We start from the raw sequence: 22,062 nt of genomic DNA on the forward strand, positions 1-22,062 counted from the left end.
TGCGCTTAACGCTAGAGCGGGCCGGACAGGCTCACAACTGACAGAAATATCAGGTGGGTGGTTATACAGTGCCTGTGCGGGAAGGGCAGCGGCCTGCCGGTGCCCGTCACCGGATCGCTTCGCCCCAGGCCCGCTCAAGCAGGAACAGGAACATCTCTTCGGCGCTGGCGAACGACTTCCATACCGGCATGCCCACCATTTCAATAGCCTGGTAGTGCCCGGTACGGGTGTCGCATACGTAGAACTCTTCGTCGAGCTGCGCCAGGTACAGCAAGTTCTCGTCGAACAGGTCGCGACGGTCGCGGTTGGCATCGATCAGCGTTTGCTGGAACGGGAACCCGAGATGCCGGGCGGGCCAGATCGTCAGACCGTTGTGATTGACTCCGTCGGCCACCCCCCATACCTGCCGATACACGGCCGGCAATGGGCTGCCGAAGGCCTGGTCGAAGCGCATGAAGGTCTCTTCCACCACCGCAGGCGGGCAAGGCGGCGGACGCATCGGCTCAGGCAGGTAGTCGGTCATCAGGCGCACGTAGCGTTCGATACGGTCGTCGCTCATTTATAGATCTCGTAAAGCTGAATATTGGGTACCCGCTCCGAGACCCATTGGCGGCTCGGGTCCGGATAGATAAGGGCGCCCTGGGGTGGCAGCGGCATCACGGCGGTGACCATGTCCCCATAGGCGGTGGCATGGATCAATTTCTCCCCCGGGTTGTAGCGACCATGGACAGCGATATGCTCGATGTCGTTGCGCATCAGGATCAGGTTACTGAAGGCGTTGGTGCCCCCGTCATCCAGCGGCAACCGGTGATGGACCTCGTAGCCCGGTGGAACCTTGCCGTCCTTTTCCATCCTGTCGACGACGGCGGCGCTCAAGCCGGCATCAAGCAATTCCTGGCGGTGACTGAGCGCGACGCTCTTGAGCCATGCCGGCCTTACGCTATCGAATCTGGCGCGCTCGCTGGCATAAAGGGCTCGATCCAGCTTGCGGGTATAGGGGACTGCCTCGATGGTGAAGCCGTGCAACATGCACGCGCCTTTGGGGTGATAGACGATTGCAGCGTCCGCCAGGCCGCTTGCCTTGCGTGCATTGAACCAGTCCAGCAACTGATCGTTGGGTCGTTGCAGCGCGCTGGTGTTCGCCAGTTCCCGGGTGCGGGCCCTGAGGAACTCCTTGACGTTCACCAGCACCTGCTTCTGGCGAATCTGATCCAGTACGGCGTCGTAACCCGATTTCAGCAGCGCGGCCAGCTTGCCTGCGGTCCGGGGATAGGAAATCATGCAGGAACCTCCTTGTTGGTGAGAGGCCACAGTGTCAACCGTGAACCAAGATCGATGATCAGCGACTGCAGCGCCGGGCTCTGTTCAAGGTCGATACAGGGCCAGCCAGCCACCTCTGCTTCCTTCAGGGCGGGCTCCTGGGGGGACAGGTCGATCCACCAGCGCAGCAACAAGTCGCGTGATGCGGCAGCGATCCAGGTCTCCAGCCTTCCCTGTTGACTCAGCACGCGTAGACGCCGCGCCGCGCGCTGACGCCCGTCAAGCCGTTGCCAGGCGCGCCGATCCGGCGTTGCAAGGTGGTGATCCAGTTGCTCGCGAGCCTGCAGCAGCGCGTCGAAGTCGGCACCGAACGCCTTGGGATTCAAGCCCTCGGGTAGCTGTACCGTCTCCCAGCTATCGGCCACCGGCAAACTGCGCTCGGCCCTGGCCAGCGCCTCGTCGAGGCTTTCACCCTCGATTTCCAGAGCATCCAGCCAGTCCGCCAGCGCTGTCGCTTCGACACCCAGGGCACGCTGGCTGAAGCGCCTGAGGGTGGCACCAGCCAACCGCGGATCGCGCTCGATCGCCTCCAGGGCCAGTGCCAGGTCGCGGCTGAAATCGGCATCGACCTGGCCACCGGTTTCCTGCGACGCGCTCGCTGCCACCCGCTGCAGCAGCTTCTCCCCTGCGCTCGTCAGCACCAGGTGCGCATCCTCCACTTCGCAGTCGAGCAATTCACTGCCAAGCGCGCTTTCAATGCCCGATGCGTAGGTCGAAGGGCGCCCGACCTGTTCTGCTGCCATATCGTGCAGCAGTCGATCATAGCCATAGACCTCGCTGCCGGGGCGAATGACCGCGCGCCAGGTGGACGGGGTGCCGAGCAGGGCCTTGACCGGTGCACAGGCTGCGTCACCGTGCACCCGCCGCCCCTGCGCATCGAGCTGGCCGGTACCGAGCGCATCGATCGCCTCGCGCAATGCCGCCGGCAGCGCCTGGCCCGTCAGGCCCTCGAGACGGGCCTGGGCCATGACCTCCTCCGGCAGCAACAACCCCCAGCTGCCGTCCTCCCCGCTCGGATACAGCGGGTCCAGCCCCTGGATGCGCAAACGCACATCGGTTGCCGAAGGTTCAGCGCCGGTCCCCGCCACCAGGTCGATCACCGTCTCGACCAGTACCGGCCCTTCCGCCAGGGTCGCCACCGCGGCGCGCCAGACCAGCGAATACAGGGCCAGGTCTTGACCATCCATGCGCTCGGTGGCCAGCTCGGGCGTCAGCTGATAATCCAGCGGTTCGATCATCGGGTGCGCGCTATCGCTTGAAACCGCCATGTTCAGTCTCCTTCCTTGTCCGGCGCGCCGGCCGCTGCCACATGGCCTTCATACAGGCGTTGCAGGTGTTCCATTGCCACACCGGGCTCGACGTATCCGGCGCGCCAGGCCAGCGCCAGCAAGCCCGCTGTATCCAGGCCCGGATAGGCCGGCATCTGATGGATTTGTCGGCGGATGCTCATGGCGCGGATATGAGCCTGCCCCAGGCGCTCCTGGCAGGCGCTGGCATAGCCTTCGGCCTTTTCCGGTGCGACGGCGGCAATCTCCTGCGCAGCCGATGCGCTGTCCTTGGGCAGGATCACGGCTTCGACGGGCTGGGCGAAGTCCACGGGAATCTCAACCCGCACCCGTCTGGCAGTCTTGCGCGCCGAATGGCGCCTGACAAGGTCAAGAATCCCCAGTTGCAGGCGCCCCACTCCGGCGGCGTAGCCGGCCTCGCCCGCCTGGACACCCAGGCGGGCGGGGTATTCGACAGCGATAAGCGCATCGAGCAAGGCCCGTGTCAGCGCACTTTTCACCCTGCCGGCGTCCAGCCCTTGCCCCGCCTGGTCCCTGGCGTAACGGATGTCTTGCTCAAGCAGTGAATGGAAACGCATGCGACGGATCGCCGGTGCGCCCTGGATGTCAGCCGCAGCCACCTTCTCCTGCAGGATACGCAGCAGCTGCCAGGCGATCTGCTCGCCCTCGGTGTCCGGGTCGGTGGCCAGGTAAAGGCTTTGCAGGCCGGGCCACAGCCGTGCGACCCGGGCCAGGGTCTGCTCGGCGGGCGGGGTCAGGGCCTGCCACTGCGGTAATGCGGCGTCACGGATCGACCATTGCCGGGCGTCTGCCAGGCCGGTGATGTTGCCCTGGGTTGCGCACACCACCCATTCGATGGAATTGCCCAGTGCCTGATGAATGACCGCGCACTTTTTCGGCGACTCCACCAGTACCAGGTGCCGGCCATTCAGCCGTGAGCCCTGGTGCACCGTGGCGTGCCACAGGTAGTCGCTGGCCTTGAACGAGCGGGCCTGGTCGCTTGTCGGGTCCGGCAAAGCGCGAGCGTAGTCCACCGCGGCCTGGCTCATGGCCGTAATGAAGAGGTCCTTGGCGCGGGAAATCGCCACGTTGATCAGATTGCAGCCACGGTCATAGAACTGCGCCTGGGACGGCTGGCTCGACTCGACCATGGAGAACAGCACTACCGGTTTCTCCGCGCCCTGCAGGGAGTGCACGGTGTCGATGGTCATACCGTGATAGGGCTGGCTTTCGTCCTTGGGGTCGAAGCGCGGGAAGCCCCAGGCCGCCGCCATGGCCGCCTGCACCACCGATATCTGTCCGGTGAAGGGTGTGATCACCGCCACCACATCCTTCAAGCGCAGGCCCTTCTTGCCCTGGGGATCATAATGGCGAACCAGGGCCCCGGCGTTCTCCTTGATCCAGGCCGCTATCAGGGTCGCCTCCTGGCGGTTGCGCCGTGACCCACCGGGGTTGCGCGTGTCCACCGCATCCTCGACCACCAGGCAGGCCAGGCGCTTGAGCTCGGGGCGGAACAGGCTGGCCACTTCAGGTTCCTTTCGCGACGGTACCAGGGCACCGTGGTAGACCAGGTCGTTGCACACCTCGATGATCGGTTTCAGGCAGCGGTAGTGGTTGGTCAAGGTCAGGCCCTTGACCCCGAAGCGCGGGTCGCTCCAGGCCGATGCACGCTGGGCCATGCGCATCACACTGCCGTTGGACATCAGGTTGCCGGAATCGCCAAGCCGTTGCAGGGCACTGCGCTGGCTGTCATCCGCGGCCAGTTCGGTGTCGAGCCGATAGTGCCCGGCATGCACGCCATCGGCTGCGGCGCTGATCGACCAGACCGGTTCCAGTTGTTCTATATCACCGACCACAATCGCACGCCGGGCAAACAGGAACGGCGCGGCGCCGATTTCCGGGCTGCCCTGCCCGGCTTCGTCGACGATCAGCAGGTCGGCCTCGCCGAACAGGTAGCTGGAGGCGCCCTTGGCGAAGCCGGAGAGTTGGGCACGCATCAATTTAGGTACGGAGAACGCGGTGACCACGAAGACCGGGGCAAGCATGGCCAGGGTACGCAACTGCCGGGCGCTGGACGCCCGCCAGGCCGGGTCGTCCTTGCCCTGCTCACGCTCGTCGCGGCGGGCCAACAGGTAGCGACCTTCCCAATAGCGCGCCGCCAGATGAAACAAGCGCGAACGCACCTCGGTGTCGAGCAGGTCCTGGACACGCTTGACCAGTTGCCTGCGGCAGGCATCCAGGTCGTCATCGTCAATGGCATCCAGCAGCCATTCCTGCAGCGGGCTGTCATGCAAGTCGATACCGAACCGGTCGTCGATCTTCTCGCTGCTGATCGCCGCAGTGGCCAGCGCCTTGCGCAGGCTGGCATGGGCACCATGAGCGGCATCGCGATTACGCAGCCAGGCCTTGCGTTGCTGCTCGAGTGCCGCCTGTTCGATCTCGACGCAGCCATGCTGGAACTCGGCCCTGGCCAGTTCACGTTCCGCAGCGCTCAATTGCGTGCATACCCGCACGGCGCAGGCCTCCAGCAGGGCATCGTCCGGTAATGCCTGGGGATCATTGTCGAGCAGGTCAGCGCAACTGTCGCCCAGCAGCAACGACAGTTCCAACCCCAAAACGCGGCCCGCACGGACCTGCAATTCGCGGGATTCGTCCGCCAGGCGGCTAATCGCGACCAGGCGCGTCTGTTGCGGCGCCGAGGGGTCGAATTCGATGTCCAGCCCGGCCAGCCCGACCCGCAGGCTGGCCAGGTCCTTCTGCTCGCTGTCCCAACCCAGCTTGCGGGCGATGGCACTGCTCAGGCCAGGCCGGGGACGCGCCTGCCACTGCTCGATACCGGCAATGGCCTGCTTGAGCGCGTCGACCCTTGCCTGGCAGTGATCGAACAGAGCGCCGGCCTGCAACAGTGCCGGCGCACGATCTGTCCCGGACGGCACGACCAGAGCGAGACGATCAGGGGTTTGCCGGATCGCGGCGAGACGGCCTTTCTGCTGCCTTAACCGCGCAACCTGGCGCGCTACCCGCTCCAATGCCAGCGCACGGGTCGCCAGTTCGCTGTCCAGCAGATTCAGGCGCTGCTCCTGGTCGTCCGTCCACCCGGGCTCGAGGCTGAAGCGCGGCACACAGTCCAGCCACTGCTGCGCAGCCTTCTGCACGCCACCCATGGCGATCAAGTCTTCCAGCGCCCGGCGGTGCAAACGCAGAATTGCCTTGTCCAGGCTCAGACGCTGTCCGAAATGATCGCTGGCACAATCCAGCCAGGCGTTTTCCAGCAGCACAGGGTCAAAGGACTGCAAGCGCTCGCTGCACCCATGGAAGCTCCAGCTCTCGCCGGGATGAGCCCGATGGATGATCTGGAACGCGTCATGCCCGGCCTTCTTGCCGTCGTCTTCGTTCTTGCCGAGGCTTGCCGGCGCGTACCAGCCGTAGGAGGTCAATGCCGGCAACCAGCGGCTTTCCAGGGTGACACTGCTGTTGGCCAGACGCTCGCCCGTTTCGTCGAACAACGCCGGGCCGGGGGTTTCGTTGAAACTGGAAATGACGTTGGTCACCGCCTGGTTGGTCGCTGCGCAGGCAACGATCATCGGACATTCGGGATGTTCGCCAAGGCGGGCCAGCAACAAGGGCTTCACCCAGACACTGGCGATCACGCCGCGCAGCAGGCTGGTCTTGCCGGTGCCCGGGGGCCCATTGACCGCCAGCACGCCGCCATGACCGGTCTCGACCAGCGCCAGCAAGGCATCGCGCTGGGCGACGTCCAGGGGATAGGCACTGCGCTGGGCTGGCTGACGCTCGTCGCGGGAATCCATATGCCCGAAGTAGGACAGGATACGCCGGCCCTCGGTTGCCACCCTGGCCACATCGAAGCGTTGCTGTGGACCTCCGGCCAGGCTCGCGATGCTGTCGAAGAGCGCGCGCTGGCGCGGCTTCAGGTTCTTGGCTGAATCAAGAAAATGCCGGTAGGCGTTGCACACCGCGGCCGTCGCGCCGGTCACCGCGCTGGCGTCGACCAGGGTGAAGACGGCCTGCCACCTGGCGACCTGCCACACATGATCCGGGTTTTGTCCGCGCTTGCCGCTGCCCCGAGAGCGCGCGGCCAGCTCCTTGAAATGCGTCAGCCAGCCGACGACACCGGCCATGCCCTGGGCCGGCCACTTTTCCACGAGGGTATCGAAGGCCCGGTCCCAGAGTTGCAATGCGCCAGCCAGGTCGAGGGATCGGGCGGCACTGGCGAGATGTCGCTCGATCATCCGGTCAAGGTCCTCGACCTTTTCCAGCATCAGTCCGGGAATAGTCGCCGCCGGGCCCAGTTGCTGGCGATTGAACGCCGGAGCACTCTTGTCTGCCAGCTCCCAGCGATGGCCCGGGCCGCTCTTGTCACTGTGCTCCCGGGCCGCCAAAGGCAGGGCGGCGATCACCACCGGTGGCTTTTCCTGAGCACCCGGCGAGGCTGGCTTGTAGATCTTCAGCACCAGGGTGCGTACCGGCGGATTGCTTTCGTCCAGCTTGAGTTTTTCCATCGGCGTGTTGCGCAAGGCATCGTACACGGCACCTAGGCTGGTGAAATGTCGCTGCTTGCCAAGGCAGTTCTCCAGGTTGCCAAGCGAGTCGAACGCCGTGCTCTGCAGCCCCTCGATCCAGTAGGCAAGCAGTTTGTCCTGGATGCTGTGCAGCGAGTCGGGGCGGATGCGCGAATAACCGACCCGCTTGTCCTTTACCCGCTCGCGCAGGTACTGGAAGCGGGCCTCGGGGCCTTCCTCGGCAAGAATCTCCTCGAACAGCCCTGCTGGTACCTGGCTCATGCCATTGATCAATGCCGCCAGCAACGCCTCGGAATGTTCCTCGAGACAGCGGCGGCGCAATGCATCGGCGAGGGTGAAGGAAGTCAGCGCCGAGTCTCGCTCCGCCTGGCTGACCACGCCTGGCAAGGCGGCTGCCAGGTCGCTGACATCTTTTTTCAGTGCCCACCAATGCTTCCGATCGACGGCGCGCCACTCGTTGATGAACGCGCCACACGCCTCGCGATCCTCCTGCTGCTCCTGACCCAGCGGCACCTTGAAGCGGCTGGCCAACACTTTCGCGTAGTTGAGGGCCTTCTCCGAAGGGGCCTCGGTTTTGCTGTTCGACATGCCTGTTCCTGATCAGAGCCGTTCCATCGCCTCGCGGCAGCCGGGATCATACCCCTCGAGGAGCCAGACCGTGCAAGAATGCGGGCCCAGAATGATATCAATCAGCCATGTCGCGCCACTGCGACACTCTGCCACACCCCCTTACATCTGTTGGCGCAGTGGGCAAAACCAGTAGAATTCGCCGCCCCTTTTTCGCCTCATCGCATCGAGCAGCGATAACCCCAACAAAAACCAGCAGCCCCGGCCCGCAACGGTCCGGCTGACATGCGCGCGCGTCCCGAGGGTGTCTGTCCGCTGTTCAATCGACTTTCGAGGTAAGTATGTCTCCGCGTTTGCTGGCGATGGCGCTGGCACCCCTGCTCGGGTTGTTCATCATGGCCCTGGGCAACGGCTTCCTGTCTTCCCTGACCACCCTGCGCCTGGATGAGGCCGGCGAGTCGGCCACCCTGATCGGCATGGTGTCGTCCGCCTACTTCATCGGCCTGACCCTGGGCGCCGTATTCAACGACCGCCTGATCCTGCGCATCGGCCATATCCGTGCCTACAGCAGCTTCGCTTCGCTGATTGCCGTGACCATCCTGCTGCAAGGCCTGTTCGTCGATACCTGGGGCTGGATGCTGCTGCGCCTGATCAACGGCTGGGCCACGGTCGGGGTGTTTCTGGTGATCGAGAGCTGGCTGCTTATGGCTGGCGATACCAAGGTGCGCGGACGCCTGCTGGCGCTGTACATGATCGCCTTCTACGGCGCCGGCGTACTCAGCCAGGCCGGCCTGGGCGAGTTGGCCAATATGGGCGACATGGCGCCGTTCATGGTCGCCGGCATGCTGGCCTCGCTATCGGTGCTGCCGATCGTGATCCTGCCCCGTGTGTCGCCGATACTCGAGCATGTCGAGCCACTGAAACCACGCCAGTTGCTCAGCGTCACCCCGACCGGCCTGTTCGGTTGCTTCGGCTCGGGCGTGACCATCGCTGCGATCTACACCCTGCTGCCGCTGTACCTGCAACGCATCGGCCTGGACGTGGGTGAAGTCGGCCGGATGATGGCCTGGGTGATTCTCGGCGCCATGCTCCTGCAATATCCGGTGGGCCGCTGGTCCGACCGCAAGGACCGCCAGGACGTGCTGATCGCCCTTGCCGCGCTGTGCGTGGTGCTGTCGGTGGTGATCGTGCTGCTGCCGTCCAATTCGGTGCTGTTGCCGGCCATGCTGTTCCTGCTCGGCGGCGGGGTGTTCGCGGTCTACCCGGTATCGGTCAGCCATGCCGCCGACCGCGCCCCGGTGGAAGCCCTGGTGCCGATGATCCAGGGCATGCTGCTGATCAACTCGCTGGGCTCGGCCTTGAGTCCGCTGGCGATTTCGCCGGTGATGAACAGCTACGGCGCGGCCGGGCTGTTCTGGGCTTTCGCTGCGGTCAACCTGGCGATGGTCGGCTTCTTCGTGCTGCGTCGCGGCAAGCGGCCGGTGCCGGCCAACCCCGCGCCGTTCGTGCCTTCGGCCACCTTCTCGCCGACCGGCGCGGAACTGCGGGTTACCGACGACCTGCGCCACGCCGCCCAGGAGCACCCGCCGGTGCCCGAGTGCGACAACGCCCACTCGCCGCCCGTGCCCCGCGCCGGGGTGGAGTGACGCATCGCGCGGCCGTCTGCCCCGCCTTGGTCAGGGCGTGGTCTTCGGCCGCGGTACCAGCCAGCCGAGAATCACGCCTTTCTTCGGCGCCGCCTCGATCAGTGGTCTGGCGTCGTACCAGCGCACACGATCGAGGGCATCCTGCTTGTCGCCCCAGCTGTTGCGCAGGCGCAAGCCGTAGCGGCACTCTCCCGAGGCTTCGCACAGCCTGGCGTAGCCATAGATCACGTAGGAATGGGCGAAGTCCTTGCTGCAGCCCTTGGCTCCGGTCTTCTTCAGCGCGCATTCCACTTCGAGGATCAACGGCGAGCCGCCGTCGATGGCCTTTTTGATCACGGCCAGGGCGCCGGCATAGGTGTGGGGCTTTTTCTCGCTGTCCGGGTATTCCACCAGCTTCATGTCGCGCTCGAACAGCACATGGTTGGGCAGACGCTTGCAGCGATCCGGGATCACCACCCGGAACAGGAATTCACCGAATTTCCTGCCATTGAGGCCCTTGGTCATTTGCGGGTTATCGACCGAGGGCACGATCTGGCGCAGTTCGGTCATGGCAGTCTCGGGAATGTCGGCGGTAGTGGCGAACTTACCGTTGTACTTGCGGTAGAACGCTTGCAACTGCCCGAGCAGTTCGCGCTGTGCAGCCACCGAGGCCTCGCTGATGCTGCCGTCTTCCACATAGCGGCTGCCCAGGAACGCCCGTTCATCGATGCAGGCCTGGTCGATGGCCGAACCACGGATTACCGCGGTATTGAATAGCGCCAGGATCGCGCTGCCGCCTTCGGTGAGTTCCTCGGGTTTGTTGAAGCTGTAGCCGCCATCGCCGTAGACCGGCATCTCCTGGCCCCAGACCGCCACGCCCAGCGGTGACACCAGGCGATTGGGCTCCACCGCCGTGCAGCTTTCCTTGTAGGCCTGGCAGTTGTGGTAGTTGAACACCGTAGCGGCAGAATGCCCGTAGCAGAAACCGAAGCCCTGCTGGCTGGTGGGCGCGGGCATATTCTCTAGAACCTTGATGTCCTTGTCCGAGACGGTCCATTGCTCGTCGAAATACAGGTCGGCGCGCACGTATTGGTACTTTTCTTCGGCATGGGCGAAGACCGGCAGCAGGCACAGGGCAATCGGCAGGAGGCGCTTCACGGCAGGAATCCCCGAGAGGAGGCTATCAAGCGAAGCGTACAAGCAGGTATGTCGTTACGCCACTAGTTGAAGTGCCTGCCTTGCGATGTCAGGTCAAACCGGCCCCCAGGCGGTCATCAACGGGCCCTCGACACCGCCCAGAGGATCGGCCTCCGGCAGCGGCACCCGGGCGATACGCGCTTGCGAACCGGCATGCCCGGCGCTGCCGGGGCGCTGGATATCGTAGTCTTCCTGCCCGCGCGGGTAGGCGCCGACCACCAGGAAATCCTTGCTGCACTCGACGCAACGGTGGCCGGTGCCTGCTGGCAAAACCAGCACGTCCCCCGGTTCCAGGCTCAGGGTCTGCCCCGACTCGCCGCCCAGGGTGACCCGCGCCCTGCCCTGCACCACGGCCAGCGCTTCATGGGCCGTGGAATGGTAATGGTGATAATCGAAAATGCCGTCGCGCCACAGCGGACTCCACTGGTTATCCCGGAACAGGGCCTCGAAGGCGGCGGCTGCGTCGCTGCCCGGCCTGGGGCGCAGGTGGTAGCGCAATACCGGCAGGTGGCTGTTGGGCGTGGCGCCGTCGTCATGGAAGTACAGTTGCTGGACCTTGGGCAGAGCGCCGGGCAGGTCATCGAAAGCGTGCATGGTTCACCTCTTCTTGCGCGAACCCAGTTCGATCCAGGTTGGCGCATGGTCGCTGGCCTTGGGCTCGTTGCGCACCCAGGCATCGACCCCGGCGTTCTTCAGATAGGGCGCCAGGGATGGATTGAGCAGCAGATGGTCGATGCGCAGGCCAGCGTTCTTTTCCCAGTGCTGGCGGAAGTAATCCCAGAAGGTGTAGATGCGCTCCTCGGGATAGACATGACGCAGTGAATCGACCCAGCCCTGTTCCAGCAGGCGCTGGTAGCAGGCACGGCTCTGCGGTTGCAGCAAGGCGTCCTTGAGCCAGGAACGCGGGTTGTAGATATCCTGGTCGGTGGGTACCACGTTGAAATCGCCGGCCAGCACCACCGGGTGTTCGCTGTCGTGCAGCCCCCGTGCATGCTCGATCAGGCATTCGAACCAGGCCAGCTTGTAGTCGAACTTGGGACCCGGCTGCGGATTGCCATTGGGCAGGTACAGGCAGGCGACTATCACGCCATGGGCGGCGGCTTCCAGGTATCGGCTCTGGGCATCGTTTTCCATGCCCGGCAGGCCGCGGCGGATCTCCAACGGCTCAGCGTCGCGGGCGAGAATGGCCACGCCGTTCCATGAGGGCTGCCCCAGGAACAGGCTGCCATAGCCGGCTTCGGCGAGCTGCTGGGTAGGAAAGTCGGCGGCCTTGAGCTCCTGCAGGCAGACGATGTCGGGTTTCTCGCGTTCCAGCCAGGCCAGCAGATTGGTCTGGCGTGCGCGGATGCCATTGATATTGAAGGTGGCGATCTTCAGCGCTTTCATGCGTCGGGGTCCGCCAGCCGGCTGTCCAGCGCATCTTCAAGCGCCCGGGCATGCCCGCTGTTGGCCAAGGCCTTGAGCGCCATGTATTCGTCCCAGTCCACCACCCCGCTGCTGAGCAGTTCCTCGGCGCCTTGCAACAGGCTGGTGTGCCAGGCGTCGGGGGAGTCAAGGCGGTAGCCGTCGTCCATCAGCATGTCGTGCCAGGCCTGGAGTTCCGGGCGATGGGGTTTGTCATTCATGGCGATGTCCTGGTTCGGTATCTGTTGGTTTGAGCCCGGGCGGGCGGCGGGCGTTCAGAAAAAACAAACTTTTCCCGCTGCCGGTGCCTCAACACCCAGGAGGCGGCAAGTCGCCGCCATGACCTGAACAGGAGGAGCTCACTCATGGCTCAGCAACTGCAAGGCAAGAACATCCTGGTAATCACCTCCAACGCCGGGGTCGAACGGGACGAACTGCTCAAGCCGCTCGAAGAGCTGCGTAGCCAGGGCGCGACCCTGGTCCACGGCTCGATCGAGGGCGGTACGGTGCAGACCTTTCTGCACGACACCGAGAAGGACCGCACCGTCGAGTCCGATGCCCGGCTCAAGGACCTGCACGAAGCGGACTTCCACGCCCTGGTGATCCCGGGCGGAACGGTCAATGCCGATACCCTGCGTACCGACGAGGATGCCCGGCGCCTGATCAAGGAATTCAGCCTGGCCGGCAAGGTGGTCGCAGCGATCTGCCATGGCCCCTGGGCCTTGATCGATGCCGGCGTCGCCGAAGGCAAGACGCTGACTTCCTACCCCAGCCTGAAGATCGACCTGGCCAATGCCGGGGCCGAATGGGTCGACAAGGAAGTACAGAAATGCGGGGCCAAGGACTGGACCCTGATCACCTCGCGCAAGCCGGATGACATTCCGGCGTTCAACCGGGCGATCGGTGAGGCGCTGGTGGCCTGAAAACGGTCGGGGCTGCCGCGCAGCCCCGACATTGGATCAATGATCCATCTCGTCCTTGACGATCTTGCCGCTATGCGGGTCGACCTTGAATTCGTACTTCATGCCATCGGCCTTGACCCCCTCGCCTTCCCAATAACCGTCATCGGCTTCGATCTTGGTGATCTGGGTGTAGCCGGCCGCCTTGAGGGTGGTTTGCGCCTGGTCCTGGGTAACTTTCCAGTCCGCGCCGGGCTGGTCGGCGAAGGCCGGCGCGGCCAGGGCGCCGACCAGGGCCAGGCCGGCGAACATCGAGGTCAGTGGTTTCATGGGGCATCTCCTTGTTTTGCATGAAAGGTCTGTGGTGGACCTGCGTGCCGGCGCCGAGGTTCAGCCGGATTCGCCGCAAGCGACGGCACGGCTTACACTGTGCGGCCGTTTTACTCGTCAAACCCAGGGGTTATCCATGGCCAACCACGACATCACCTACATTCCCGACCCGGACCCGGAGTCGATTTCCTCCGATGTGACCGGTTTCAACGGCATCCTGATGTCCACGCAAATCCCCACCCGCGCCGACGGCAGCCTGGAACTGGGCGATATCACCGCGCAAAGCGAATGCACGCTGCAGGCGCTGAAAGTGGCACTGGAAAAGGCCGGCAGTTCGATGGACCGCGTGCTGCACCTGACCATCTACCTCACCGACATGGCCGAACGCGCGGCGTTCAACGAGGTATACCAGCGTTTCTTCAAGCAGCCCTGGCCGGTACGTGCCGCGGTTGGCGTGGCGCAACTGGCGGTTGAAGGAATGAAGGTGGAAGTCACGGCAATGGCGGCGAAGGCCTGATTTTCCCTGCCCTTCACAAACCCTGTGGGAGCTGGCTTGCCAGCGATGAGGCCAGACCAGACAACATCTTTGTCATTGATGCCGCTATCGCTGGCAAGCCAGCTTCCACAGGGGACCCACATTGTCCGTCCCGCCTGGCAGCATTCGGATGCCCCCCGGCCAATTCGCCGCTACAATGCGCGCCTTGACCGTGAAGCAGCCCGAAAAAAACATCATGTCCTTGCCCAAGCATCACCTGGAATTGCTCAGCCCCGCCCGCGATGTCGCCATCGCCCGCGAGGCCATCCTGCATGGCGCCGACGCCGTGTACATCGGCGGCCCGAGCTTCGGCGCGCGGCATAACGCCTGCAACGAAGTCAGCGATATCGCCGAGCTGGTGAAGTTCGCCCGTCGCTATCACGCGCGCATCTTCACCACCATCAACACCATCCTCCACGACAACGAACTGGAGCCGGCGCGCAAGCTGATCCACCAGCTCTACGATGCCGGCGTGGATGCGCTGATCGTCCAGGACCTGGGGGTGATGGAGCTGGATATCCCGCCGATCGAACTGCATGCCAGTACCCAGACCGATATCCGCACCCTGGCCCGGGCAAAGTTCCTCGACCAGGCCGGTTTTTCCCAGCTGGTACTGGCCCGCGAGCTGAACCTCAAGGAAATCCGTGCGATCGCCGACGAAACCGACGCGGCGATCGAGTTCTTCATCCACGGCGCGCTGTGCGTGGCCTTCTCCGGCCAGTGCAATATCTCCCACGCCCAGACCGGGCGCAGCGCCAACCGTGGCGACTGCTCCCAGGCCTGCCGCCTGCCCTACACCCTCAAGGATGAAAAAGGCGGCGTGATCGCCTATGAAAAGCACCTGCTGTCGATGAAGGACAACAACCAGAGCGCCAACCTGCGCGCGCTGGTCGATGCCGGGGTGCGTTCGTTCAAGATCGAAGGCCGCTACAAGGACATGGGCTATGTGAAGAACATCACCGCCTACTACCGCCAGCGCCTCGACGAGATCCTCGAGGAGCGCCCGGACCTGGCCCGCGCCTCCAGCGGCCGTACCGCGCATTTCTTCGTGCCGGATCCGGACAAGACCTTCCACCGCGGCAGCACTGACTATTTCGTCAGCGAACGCAAGATCGATATCGGTGCCTTCGACTCGCCGACCTTCACCGGCCTGCTGGTGGGCAATGTCGAGAAGGTCGGCAAGCGCGACATGAGCGTGGTCACCCATGAGCCACTGTCCAACGGCGACGGGCTGAACGTGCTGGTCAAGCGCGAGGTGGTGGGCTTCCGCGCCAACATCGCCGAGCTCAAGGGCGAGTTCGAGGAAGACGGCGAGAAGCGCTACCGCTATCGCGTCGAGCCCAACGAGATGCCCGAGGGCCTGCACAAGCTGCGCCCGAACCATCCGCTGAGCCGCAACCTCGACCACAACTGGCAGCAGGCCCTGCTCAAGACCTCGGCCGAACGCCGGGTCGGCCTGTCCTGGGTTGCCCGCCTGCGCGAGGACGCCCTGGAGCTGACCGCCACCAGCGAGGAAGGCGTCAGTGCCAGTGCCCGCCTGGCCGGTCCGTTCGGCGCCGCCAACAAGCCGGAACAAGCCCTGGAACAACTGCACGATCTGCTGGGGCAACTGGGTACCACCCAGTACCACGCCGACGCAGTGGAACTGGATGCGCCGCACGCCTTCTTCATCCCCAACTCGCAGCTCAAGGCCCTGCGCCGCGAAGTGATCGAGGCCCTGACCGAAGCGCGCATCGCCGCCCATCCTCGCGGTGGGCGCAAGGCGGAAACCACGCCGCCACCGGTCTACCCCGAGTCGCACCTGTCGTTCCTGGCCAACGTCTACAACGAAAAGGCCCGGGCGTTCTATCACCGCCATGGTGTCGAACTGATCGATGCCGCGTACGAAGCCCACGAAGAGCCGGGCGAAGTGCCGGTGATGATCACCAAGCACTGCCTGCGCTTCTCGTTCAACCTGTGCCCCAAACAGGCCAAGGGCGTGACCGGCGTGCGCACCAAGGTGGCGCCGATGCAACTGATCCATGGCGATGAAGTGCTGACCCTGAAGTTCGACTGCAAGCCGTGCGAGATGCACGTGATCGGCAAGATGAAGGGCCACATTCTCGACCTGCCGCAGCCGGGCAGTGCCATCGTCGGGCACATCAGCGCCGAAGACCTGATGAAGACCATTCCTCGCGGGCCGCACTGAGGCCCCATGGCATTCGTTTTGCCTTATCACCTCCCATGGTGGGCAGTACTGGCCCCTGTGGGAGCTGGCTTGCCAGCGATAGCAATAGTGAATTCACTACTGCAATCGCTGGCAAGCCAGCTCCCACAGTGATGGGGTTCAGTCACCCATTCCTCCTTGTCTCCCGACCACCAGCCGGTAGCTCTTTGCGCAACCTGTAGGAAATATTGCTATCATCCGTAAGCTTTTTCCTACGCGACTCAGGGCCCGCCTGAGCCCCATGTCAGGGAAAAACCCAGAAAACGGCATTCAACTTTTACCGACACAGGCCGATGCAGGAACGCAGGCCGTGCCAGAGCGGCTCAGGATCAAGTCAAAATTTCGGCGCTTTATTTTCGTTGCTCCAGCAATCGGAAACACCGGCGTAGAAAAAACAAATTATTGACACCGTCATTTTGATATCACACCCTTGCCTCCTTGGAAGACTTTTGATCTGCCCCTTCTGTAGTCCAGATAGCCGTTGGCTGGAAGTACATATATGAGTCAAGCAGACGATATTGGAAATCTGTTCCTACGCTTTGGGGCCAGCGCCGACAGCTACCGGGAAATCAACACCGAGTTCGAGTACCTCGAACCGCTACCCGCCAGGACCGAGCCGGCGCCGCTTGCGCCCGCGGTGGTGAAACCCGCCCTGGTCGAGGTCAAGCGCCTGGCCCTGGCGCCTGCCGCTCCCGTGTCATCCACCCCTGCTCCGGCGCATTCGCCGTCGAGCCTGGAGGCACCGGCCGGGTCTTTGCGCGAGCGTCTGCTGGACATCGCCCGCGAACGCCGCCAAGCCGCCGAAGAGAGCAACCGCCGCGCCCTGGACAAGGCCATGCGGGTGCAACCTGCGTCGCGCCCGAAAGCTCGCGTGCTGGCAGTGGTGTCAGCCAAGGGCGGCGTCGGCAAGACGACATTGACGACTGCACTGGCCAGGCTGCTCAAGCGCCCGGCCGGTCGTACCCTGGTGCTTGACCTCGATCCACAGAATGCCGTGCTCAGCCACTTCGGCCTGCCGCGCAGCACGCCGGGGCTGAACCAGGCACGCCTGCAGGCCCTGGACTGGAGCCAGGTCCGCGTCCCTTGCGACGCCGGGATCGAATGCCTGCCGTTCGGCCCCAGCAATGCCTCGGACCTGCGCGTCTTCGAAAACCTCCTGGCCAGCAACCCCGAGTGGCTGGTCCAGGAGCTGTCCACCCTCGACCTGGGCAAGGACGACCTGCTGCTGATCGACACCGCCACCGGTGCTTCGCCGTGGCTGCACCAGGTGCTGGCCATCGCCGACCAGGTGGTCGCAGTAAGCCTCGCCGACGCAGCCTCGTACCTGGTGCTGGACAAATTGCAGTCGTGGCTCTCGCCACTGCGCCCCGAGCAATGCGCGTTTTTGGTCAATCAGGTCGATACCCGCAGCGCCCTGAGCCTGGACATGAGCGAAGTGCTGCGCCAGCAACTGGGCAGCCAATGCCTGGCCGCCATCCCTTTCGACCCTCAGGTTGGCGAGGCCCTGGCCTTCGAATACGACCTTTTCCAGCAACCGGCCGATAGCCCCGCCTGCCAGGCACTGCGCAACGTTGCCGGCCAGTTGTCCCACCGCCTCGAGCAGATTCGCGAAGAAAACAGCGCCTCATGACCGTCCAACTCACATCGACGCCGGAGTTGCCGACGTCCAGGAGAGCGCGGGCGCTTGCCTGGGTCGCCCGGATGGAACAGCTGCCGTCCCCGCTGAAGCTCGGCCTGAAGATCGCTGCAGCAGTGCTCGGCCTGCTCCTGCTTGCCGCCGTGGTCACCGCGCCCCTGGACCTGGAGCGCCAGTTCGCCTTCGCCGGCCTGTGCCTGGTTTGCCTGCTGGTGCTGCGCAAGGTACCCGGACGCCTGCCAGTGATGGCGATGATCGCCCTGTCGCTGCTGGCGACCCTGCGCTACGTCTATTGGCGCCTGACCGATACCCTCGGCTTCGACAACTGGCTGGACATGTTCTTCGGCTATGGCCTGGTGGCCGCCGAAACCTACGCCCTGATCATCCTCGCCTTCGGCTACATGCAGACCGCCTGGCCACTCAAGCGCAAGCCGAAGCTGCTCGACGTGCCGCCCCAGGAATGGCCGGTGGTGGACGTCTTCGTGCCGACCTACAACGAAGAGCTGAGCATCGTGAAGCTCACCGTACTGGCCGCCCAGGCCATGGACTGGCCGCGGGACAAGCTGCGCATCCATGTGCTCGACGACGGTCGCCGCGAGGAGTTCCGCGAGTTCTCCCGGCAGATCGGGGTCAACTACATCGTTCGCGACAACAACCGCCACGCCAAGGCCGGCAACCTCAACGAAGCGCTGAAGGTCACCGACGGCGAGTTCGTGGCGATCTTCGACGCCGACCACGTGCCGACCCGCTCCTTCCTCCAGGTCACCATGGGCTGGTTCCTCAAGGACCCGAAGCTGTCGCTGCTGCAGACCCCGCACTTCTTCTTTTCTCCCGACCCGTTCGAGAAGAACCTCGACACCTTCCGTTCGGTGCCCAACGAAGGCGAGCTGTTCTACGGCCTGATCCAGGACGGCAACGACCTGTGGAACGCCACCTTCTTCTGCGGCTCGTGCGCCGTGATCCGCCGTACCCACCTGATGGAAGTCGGCGGAGTGGCGGTCGAGACCGTGACCGAGGACGCCCATACCGCCCTCAAGCTCAACCGCAAGGGCTACAACACGGCCTACCTGGCGATCCCCCAGGCGGCGGGCCTGGCCACCGAAAGCCTGTCGCGGCACATCAACCAGCGTATCCGCTGGGCCCGGGGCATGGCGCAGATCTTCCGCACCGACAACCCGTTCATGGGCAAGGGCCTCAATTTCGGCCAGCGGGTCTGCTACGCCAACGCCATGGCGCACTTCTTCTACGGCCTGCCGCGCCTGGTGTTCCTCACCGCGCCGCTGGCCTATCTGATCTTCGGGGCGAAGATCTTCCACGCCTCGGCGCTGATGATCACCGCCTACGTGCTGCCCCATATCATCCACGCCAGCCTGACCAACTCGCGGATCCAGGGCCGCTTCCGCCACTCGTTCTGGAACGAGGTGTACGAGTCGGTGCTGGCCTGGTACATCATGCGCCCGGTGCTGGTGGCCCTGATCAACCCGAAGATCGGCGGCTTCAACGTTACCGACAAGGGCGGGATCATCGAGAAGGACTACTTCGACTGGAAGCTGGCCCGGCCCTATATCGTGCTGCTGACGCTGAACCTGATCGGCATGGTCTGCGGCATCGTCCAGTTGATCGTCGGCGACCCGGACGCGGCGGTGACCATCGTCATCAACCTGGGCTGGACCCTGTACAACGTGATCATGACCAGCGCCGCCGTGGCGGTGGCCAGTGAAAGTCGCCAGGTGCGCACCGAGCCACGGGTGCATGCCGAGCTGCCGGTACGCCTGGCCCTGCCGGACGGCCGCCAGATCGACACCAGCACCCTGGACTTCTCGCAGAGCGGCGTCGGCGTGAAGCTGCCGCGCGACCTTGCCCTGGAGAAGGACATGGAGGTCCAGGTCACCCTGCACCGCGGCGGCCAGGCCTGTGTGCTGCCGGCACGGGTGATGTTCTCGCGCAACGGCATGGCCGGCATGCGCTTCAAGGAACTGAGCCTGCGCCAGCAAAGCGACATGGTCCGCCTGACGTTCTCCCGCGCCGACACCTGGGCCTCGACCTGGGGCGGGGCCAAGGCCGACACCCCGCTGCACGCCCTGCGCGACGTCGGCAAGGTCGGCCTGCGCGGCATGTACGACCTGGGGCAGGCCACCCTGGCGGCGCTGCACCACCGCCGCTATTTCCGCAAGAACCCGACTTCTACCTCCGAACCTGCAGTGGAAACCCAATGACCTTCCAGGCTCCCGACGCCCGCCCCGTGAACCCGTTGCGCCGCCCCGCCCTGCTCGCCTGCGCCCTGCTGCTGGCCGGCGCGGCCCAGGCCGAGGACCTTGCGGCCAGCGCATCGACGCCGGCAGCGCCGGAGGCGGCACTCAGCCCGGCAGGCACCTCGCCCGGCTACCGCATGACGTTCAAGGACCTGGGCAAGGACTACACCATGAGCCTGCGGGGCATCGAGTCCGCCGACACGGTGAACTTCGACATGCGCGCCGACGAGGTGGTCACCGGCGCCCAGCTGACCCTGCAGTACACCTATTCGCCGGCGCTGCTCAGCGACCTGTCGCAGATCAACATCATGGTCAACGACGAAGTCGCCGCCAGCCTGGCGCTGCCCAAGGAAAGCGCCGGCACCCTGCAAAAGCAGACCGTGGACATCCCGCCCTACCTGATCACCGAGTTCAACCGCCTCAGCGTGCAGTTGATCGGCCACTACACCATGCAATGCGAGGATCCTCAGCACTCCAGCCTGTGGGCGAAGGTTGGCCCCGACAGCCAGTTGAGCATCCAGGTGTCCCAGGTCGAATTGCCCAACGACCTGGCCAACCTGCCGCTGCCGCTGTTCGACCGTCGCGATCGCCGCGCCCTGGCCCTGCCGTTCGTGTTCGCCGCGGCGCCCGACAACACCACCCTGGAGGCCGCCGGCGCCGTATCGTCCTGGCTTGGGGCGCTGGCGAGCTACCGTGGCGCGCGCTTCTCGACCCAGGTCCAGGGCCTGCCCGCCAGCGGCAACGGCATCGTCCTGGTCAACAGCAGCGACGCCTCGCACCTGGCCGGCCTCGACCTGCCGGCCGTGGACGGCCCGACCCTGTCCATCGTCGCCAACCCCAACGACCGCTTCGGCAAGCTGCTGGTGATCGCCGGTCGCGACAGTGCCGAGATCAAGCAGGCGGCCACCGCACTGGTGCTCGGCAGTCGCAGCTTCTCCGGGCCGCGCGTGAAGATCGAGGCCGTCGACCTGTTGCCACGCCAGCCGTACGATGCGCCCAACTGGCTGCCCAGCGACCGCCCGGTGCGCCTTGGCGAACTGCTGGAGCCGCGCCTGCTCAACGTCTCCGGCTACGCCCCGGGCATGATCACCGTGCCCCTGCGCCTGCCGCCGGACCTGTTCAACTGGCGTGAAGACGGCGCCCGCCTGGACCTGAAATACCGCTACACGCCACAGCAGACCTCGAACAATTCGTCGCTGATGGTGAGCTTCAACGACCGCTTCATCCGCTCCATGTCCCTGCCGTCGATCCAGAGCATGGGCGCCGGCGAAAGCCTCCTGGCAATGCTGAAGAAGGACGACAGCCTGGTACGCGAGGCGAGCATGCTGCTGCCGCTGGATTCGGTGGCCCTGCAATCGCGCCTGCAGTTCCGCTACCAGTTCGACTACGTCAAGCAAGGCGAATGCGGCGACATCATCATCGACAACATGCGCGGCGCTATCGACCCCGACTCGACCCTTGACCTGAGCGGCTACGACCACTTCATCGCCATGCCCAACCTCGGCGTGTTCAAGGACAGCGGCTTCCCCTTCACACGCATGGCCGACCTGTCGCAAACCGCCGTGATCCTCCCGGACAACGCCGGCCCGGCCGACTGGGACGCCTACCTGACCGTACTCGGGCGCTTCGGCGACTCCACCGGCTACCCCGCGACCGCCGTGCGTGTTGCCCAGGCCGATGACATCGCGCAGTTCGCCGACAAGGACCTGCTGGTGCTGTCTTCGGCGCACAACCAGCCGCTGCTCACGCAATGGGCCGAGCATCTGCCAAGCCGTGCCGAAGACGCCAAGCGCTACGTGGAGTTCTCCGACCTGCCGCTGCGCCTGCGCCAATGGCTCAGCCCCGACCCGGCCGCCAACCTGCGCAAGGCCCGCGGCGCCCTGACCTTCAGCGGCGAAGACAGCGCATCCTACGTCAGCGGTTTCGAATCGCCGCTGCAGAAGGGTCGCAGCGTGGTCCTGCTGTCCAGCCCGCGTCCGGACAAGCTCGGCGAAATCACCGACGCACTGATTGGCGGCGAGCACTACACCCAGGCCCTGCAAGGCAGCCTGGCGGTGATCAAGGGCAAGAACATCCAGTCGCTGGTGGCCGAGGAGGACTACTACGTCGGCCACCTGGGCCCGTTCAGGTACATCCAGTGGGTACTGTCTCGGCATGTTCTGCTGCTGTTGGTGCTGACCGTGGCCGGCGTGTCGCTGGTCAGTTGCGCCGCCTACTTCTCGCTGCGGGCCATTGCCCGGCGCCGGCTCAAGGACCAGTAAGCC

At 64.7% G+C, this 22,062-nt stretch carries 17 protein-coding genes; 8 read left to right on the plus strand and 9 right to left on the minus strand.

The features are described 5' to 3' along the window. Positions 1 to 106 precede the first annotated feature (106 nt). From N7650_RS06420 to N7650_RS06435, 4 genes are read right to left on the minus strand one after another with little or no spacing between them, the layout of a single operon-like run. Positions 107 to 559 (minus strand): hypothetical protein, encoded by a 453-nt coding sequence (locus N7650_RS06420; RefSeq protein ID WP_279897482.1) that lies wholly within the window; start codon positions 557 to 559, stop codon positions 107 to 109. Then, complete coding sequence (locus N7650_RS06425) at positions 556 to 1,281, minus strand: HNH endonuclease signature motif containing protein (protein ID WP_279897483.1); 726 nt, start codon at positions 1,279 to 1,281, stop codon at positions 556 to 558. The genes N7650_RS06420 and N7650_RS06425 overlap by 4 nt, the downstream gene beginning before the upstream one ends. Then, on the minus strand, positions 1,278 to 2,588 hold the full coding sequence (locus tag N7650_RS06430) for a hypothetical protein (RefSeq protein ID WP_279897484.1): 1,311 nt from the start codon (positions 2,586 to 2,588) through the stop codon (positions 1,278 to 1,280). The genes N7650_RS06425 and N7650_RS06430 overlap by 4 nt, the downstream gene beginning before the upstream one ends. 2 nt (positions 2,589 to 2,590) lie before the next feature. Beyond that, positions 2,591 to 7,735: an AAA domain-containing protein gene (locus tag N7650_RS06435; RefSeq protein WP_279897485.1), complete on the minus strand. Its 5,145-nt coding sequence runs from the start codon at positions 7,733 to 7,735 to the stop codon at positions 2,591 to 2,593. 320 nt (positions 7,736 to 8,055) lie between these two features. Between N7650_RS06435 and N7650_RS06440 the strand changes: the two genes are divergently transcribed. Next, a complete protein-coding gene (locus tag N7650_RS06440) occupies positions 8,056 to 9,360 on the plus strand; it encodes an MFS transporter (protein ID WP_279897486.1) in 1,305 nt (434 codons plus the stop codon). A 30-nt stretch (positions 9,361 to 9,390) separates the two neighbouring features. On the opposite strand, the gene N7650_RS06445 is transcribed toward N7650_RS06440, so the two are convergent. The 4 genes from N7650_RS06445 to N7650_RS06460 form a co-directional block, all read right to left on the minus strand. Next, complete coding sequence (locus tag N7650_RS06445; protein ID WP_279897488.1) at positions 9,391 to 10,497, minus strand: hypothetical protein; 1,107 nt, start codon at positions 10,495 to 10,497, stop codon at positions 9,391 to 9,393. Between the two features lie 93 nt (positions 10,498 to 10,590). Beyond that, the gene (locus N7650_RS06450) at positions 10,591 to 11,130 is read right to left on the minus strand and encodes a cupin domain-containing protein (protein WP_279897489.1); all 540 of its coding nucleotides are present in this window, start codon (positions 11,128 to 11,130) and stop codon (positions 10,591 to 10,593) included. 3 nt (positions 11,131 to 11,133) lie between these two features. After that, positions 11,134 to 11,922 (minus strand): exodeoxyribonuclease III, encoded by a 789-nt coding sequence (gene xth / locus N7650_RS06455; RefSeq protein WP_279897491.1) that lies wholly within the window; start codon positions 11,920 to 11,922, stop codon positions 11,134 to 11,136. Further along, a complete protein-coding gene (locus N7650_RS06460) occupies positions 11,919 to 12,161 on the minus strand; it encodes a hypothetical protein (protein ID WP_064304561.1) in 243 nt (80 codons plus the stop codon). Before N7650_RS06460 ends, xth begins: the two co-directional genes overlap by 4 nt. Before the next feature lie 144 nt (positions 12,162 to 12,305). Between N7650_RS06460 and N7650_RS06465 the strand changes: the two genes are divergently transcribed. Then, complete coding sequence (locus N7650_RS06465; RefSeq protein WP_279897493.1) at positions 12,306 to 12,863, plus strand: type 1 glutamine amidotransferase; 558 nt, start codon at positions 12,306 to 12,308, stop codon at positions 12,861 to 12,863. 36 nt (positions 12,864 to 12,899) lie between these two features. Here the strand turns inward: N7650_RS06465 and N7650_RS06470 are convergent, their stop codons facing one another. Then, positions 12,900 to 13,169 carry a PepSY domain-containing protein gene (locus tag N7650_RS06470; protein ID WP_064304563.1) on the minus strand — a complete coding sequence of 90 codons (270 nt, stop codon included), beginning with the start codon at positions 13,167 to 13,169 and terminating at the stop codon, positions 12,900 to 12,902. A gap of 136 nt (positions 13,170 to 13,305) precedes the next feature. Between N7650_RS06470 and N7650_RS06475 the strand changes: the two genes are divergently transcribed. The 6 genes from N7650_RS06475 (at position 13,306) to bcsB (ending at position 22,059) form a co-directional block, all read left to right on the plus strand. Beyond that, on the plus strand, positions 13,306 to 13,686 hold the full coding sequence (locus tag N7650_RS06475) for a RidA family protein (RefSeq protein ID WP_064304564.1): 381 nt from the start codon (positions 13,306 to 13,308) through the stop codon (positions 13,684 to 13,686). A gap of 214 nt (positions 13,687 to 13,900) precedes the next feature. Next, positions 13,901 to 15,892, plus strand: coding sequence for a U32 family peptidase (locus N7650_RS06480; RefSeq protein WP_279897496.1), 1,992 nt, complete (start codon positions 13,901 to 13,903; stop codon positions 15,890 to 15,892). Positions 15,893 to 16,151: 259 nt separating this feature from the next. Continuing rightward, positions 16,152 to 16,316, plus strand: a complete 165-nt coding sequence (locus tag N7650_RS06485; protein ID WP_279897498.1) for a hypothetical protein — start codon at positions 16,152 to 16,154, stop codon at positions 16,314 to 16,316. 93 nt (positions 16,317 to 16,409) lie between these two features. Continuing rightward, on the plus strand, positions 16,410 to 17,540 hold the full coding sequence (gene bcsQ / locus N7650_RS06490; protein ID WP_279897499.1) for a cellulose biosynthesis protein BcsQ: 1,131 nt from the start codon (positions 16,410 to 16,412) through the stop codon (positions 17,538 to 17,540). Further along, on the plus strand, positions 17,537 to 19,762 hold the full coding sequence (bcsA, locus tag N7650_RS06495) for a UDP-forming cellulose synthase catalytic subunit (RefSeq protein ID WP_279897500.1): 2,226 nt from the start codon (positions 17,537 to 17,539) through the stop codon (positions 19,760 to 19,762). The genes bcsQ and bcsA overlap by 4 nt, the downstream gene beginning before the upstream one ends. Continuing rightward, on the plus strand, positions 19,759 to 22,059 hold the full coding sequence (bcsB, locus tag N7650_RS06500; RefSeq protein ID WP_279897501.1) for a cellulose biosynthesis cyclic di-GMP-binding regulatory protein BcsB: 2,301 nt from the start codon (positions 19,759 to 19,761) through the stop codon (positions 22,057 to 22,059). Before bcsA ends, bcsB begins: the two co-directional genes overlap by 4 nt. The last annotated feature ends 3 nt before the right edge of the window (positions 22,060 to 22,062 follow it).

It is taken from the genome of Pseudomonas sp. GD04058 (genome assembly GCF_029836855.1).
Classification (GTDB): domain Bacteria; phylum Pseudomonadota; class Gammaproteobacteria; order Pseudomonadales; family Pseudomonadaceae; genus Aquipseudomonas; species Aquipseudomonas bharatica.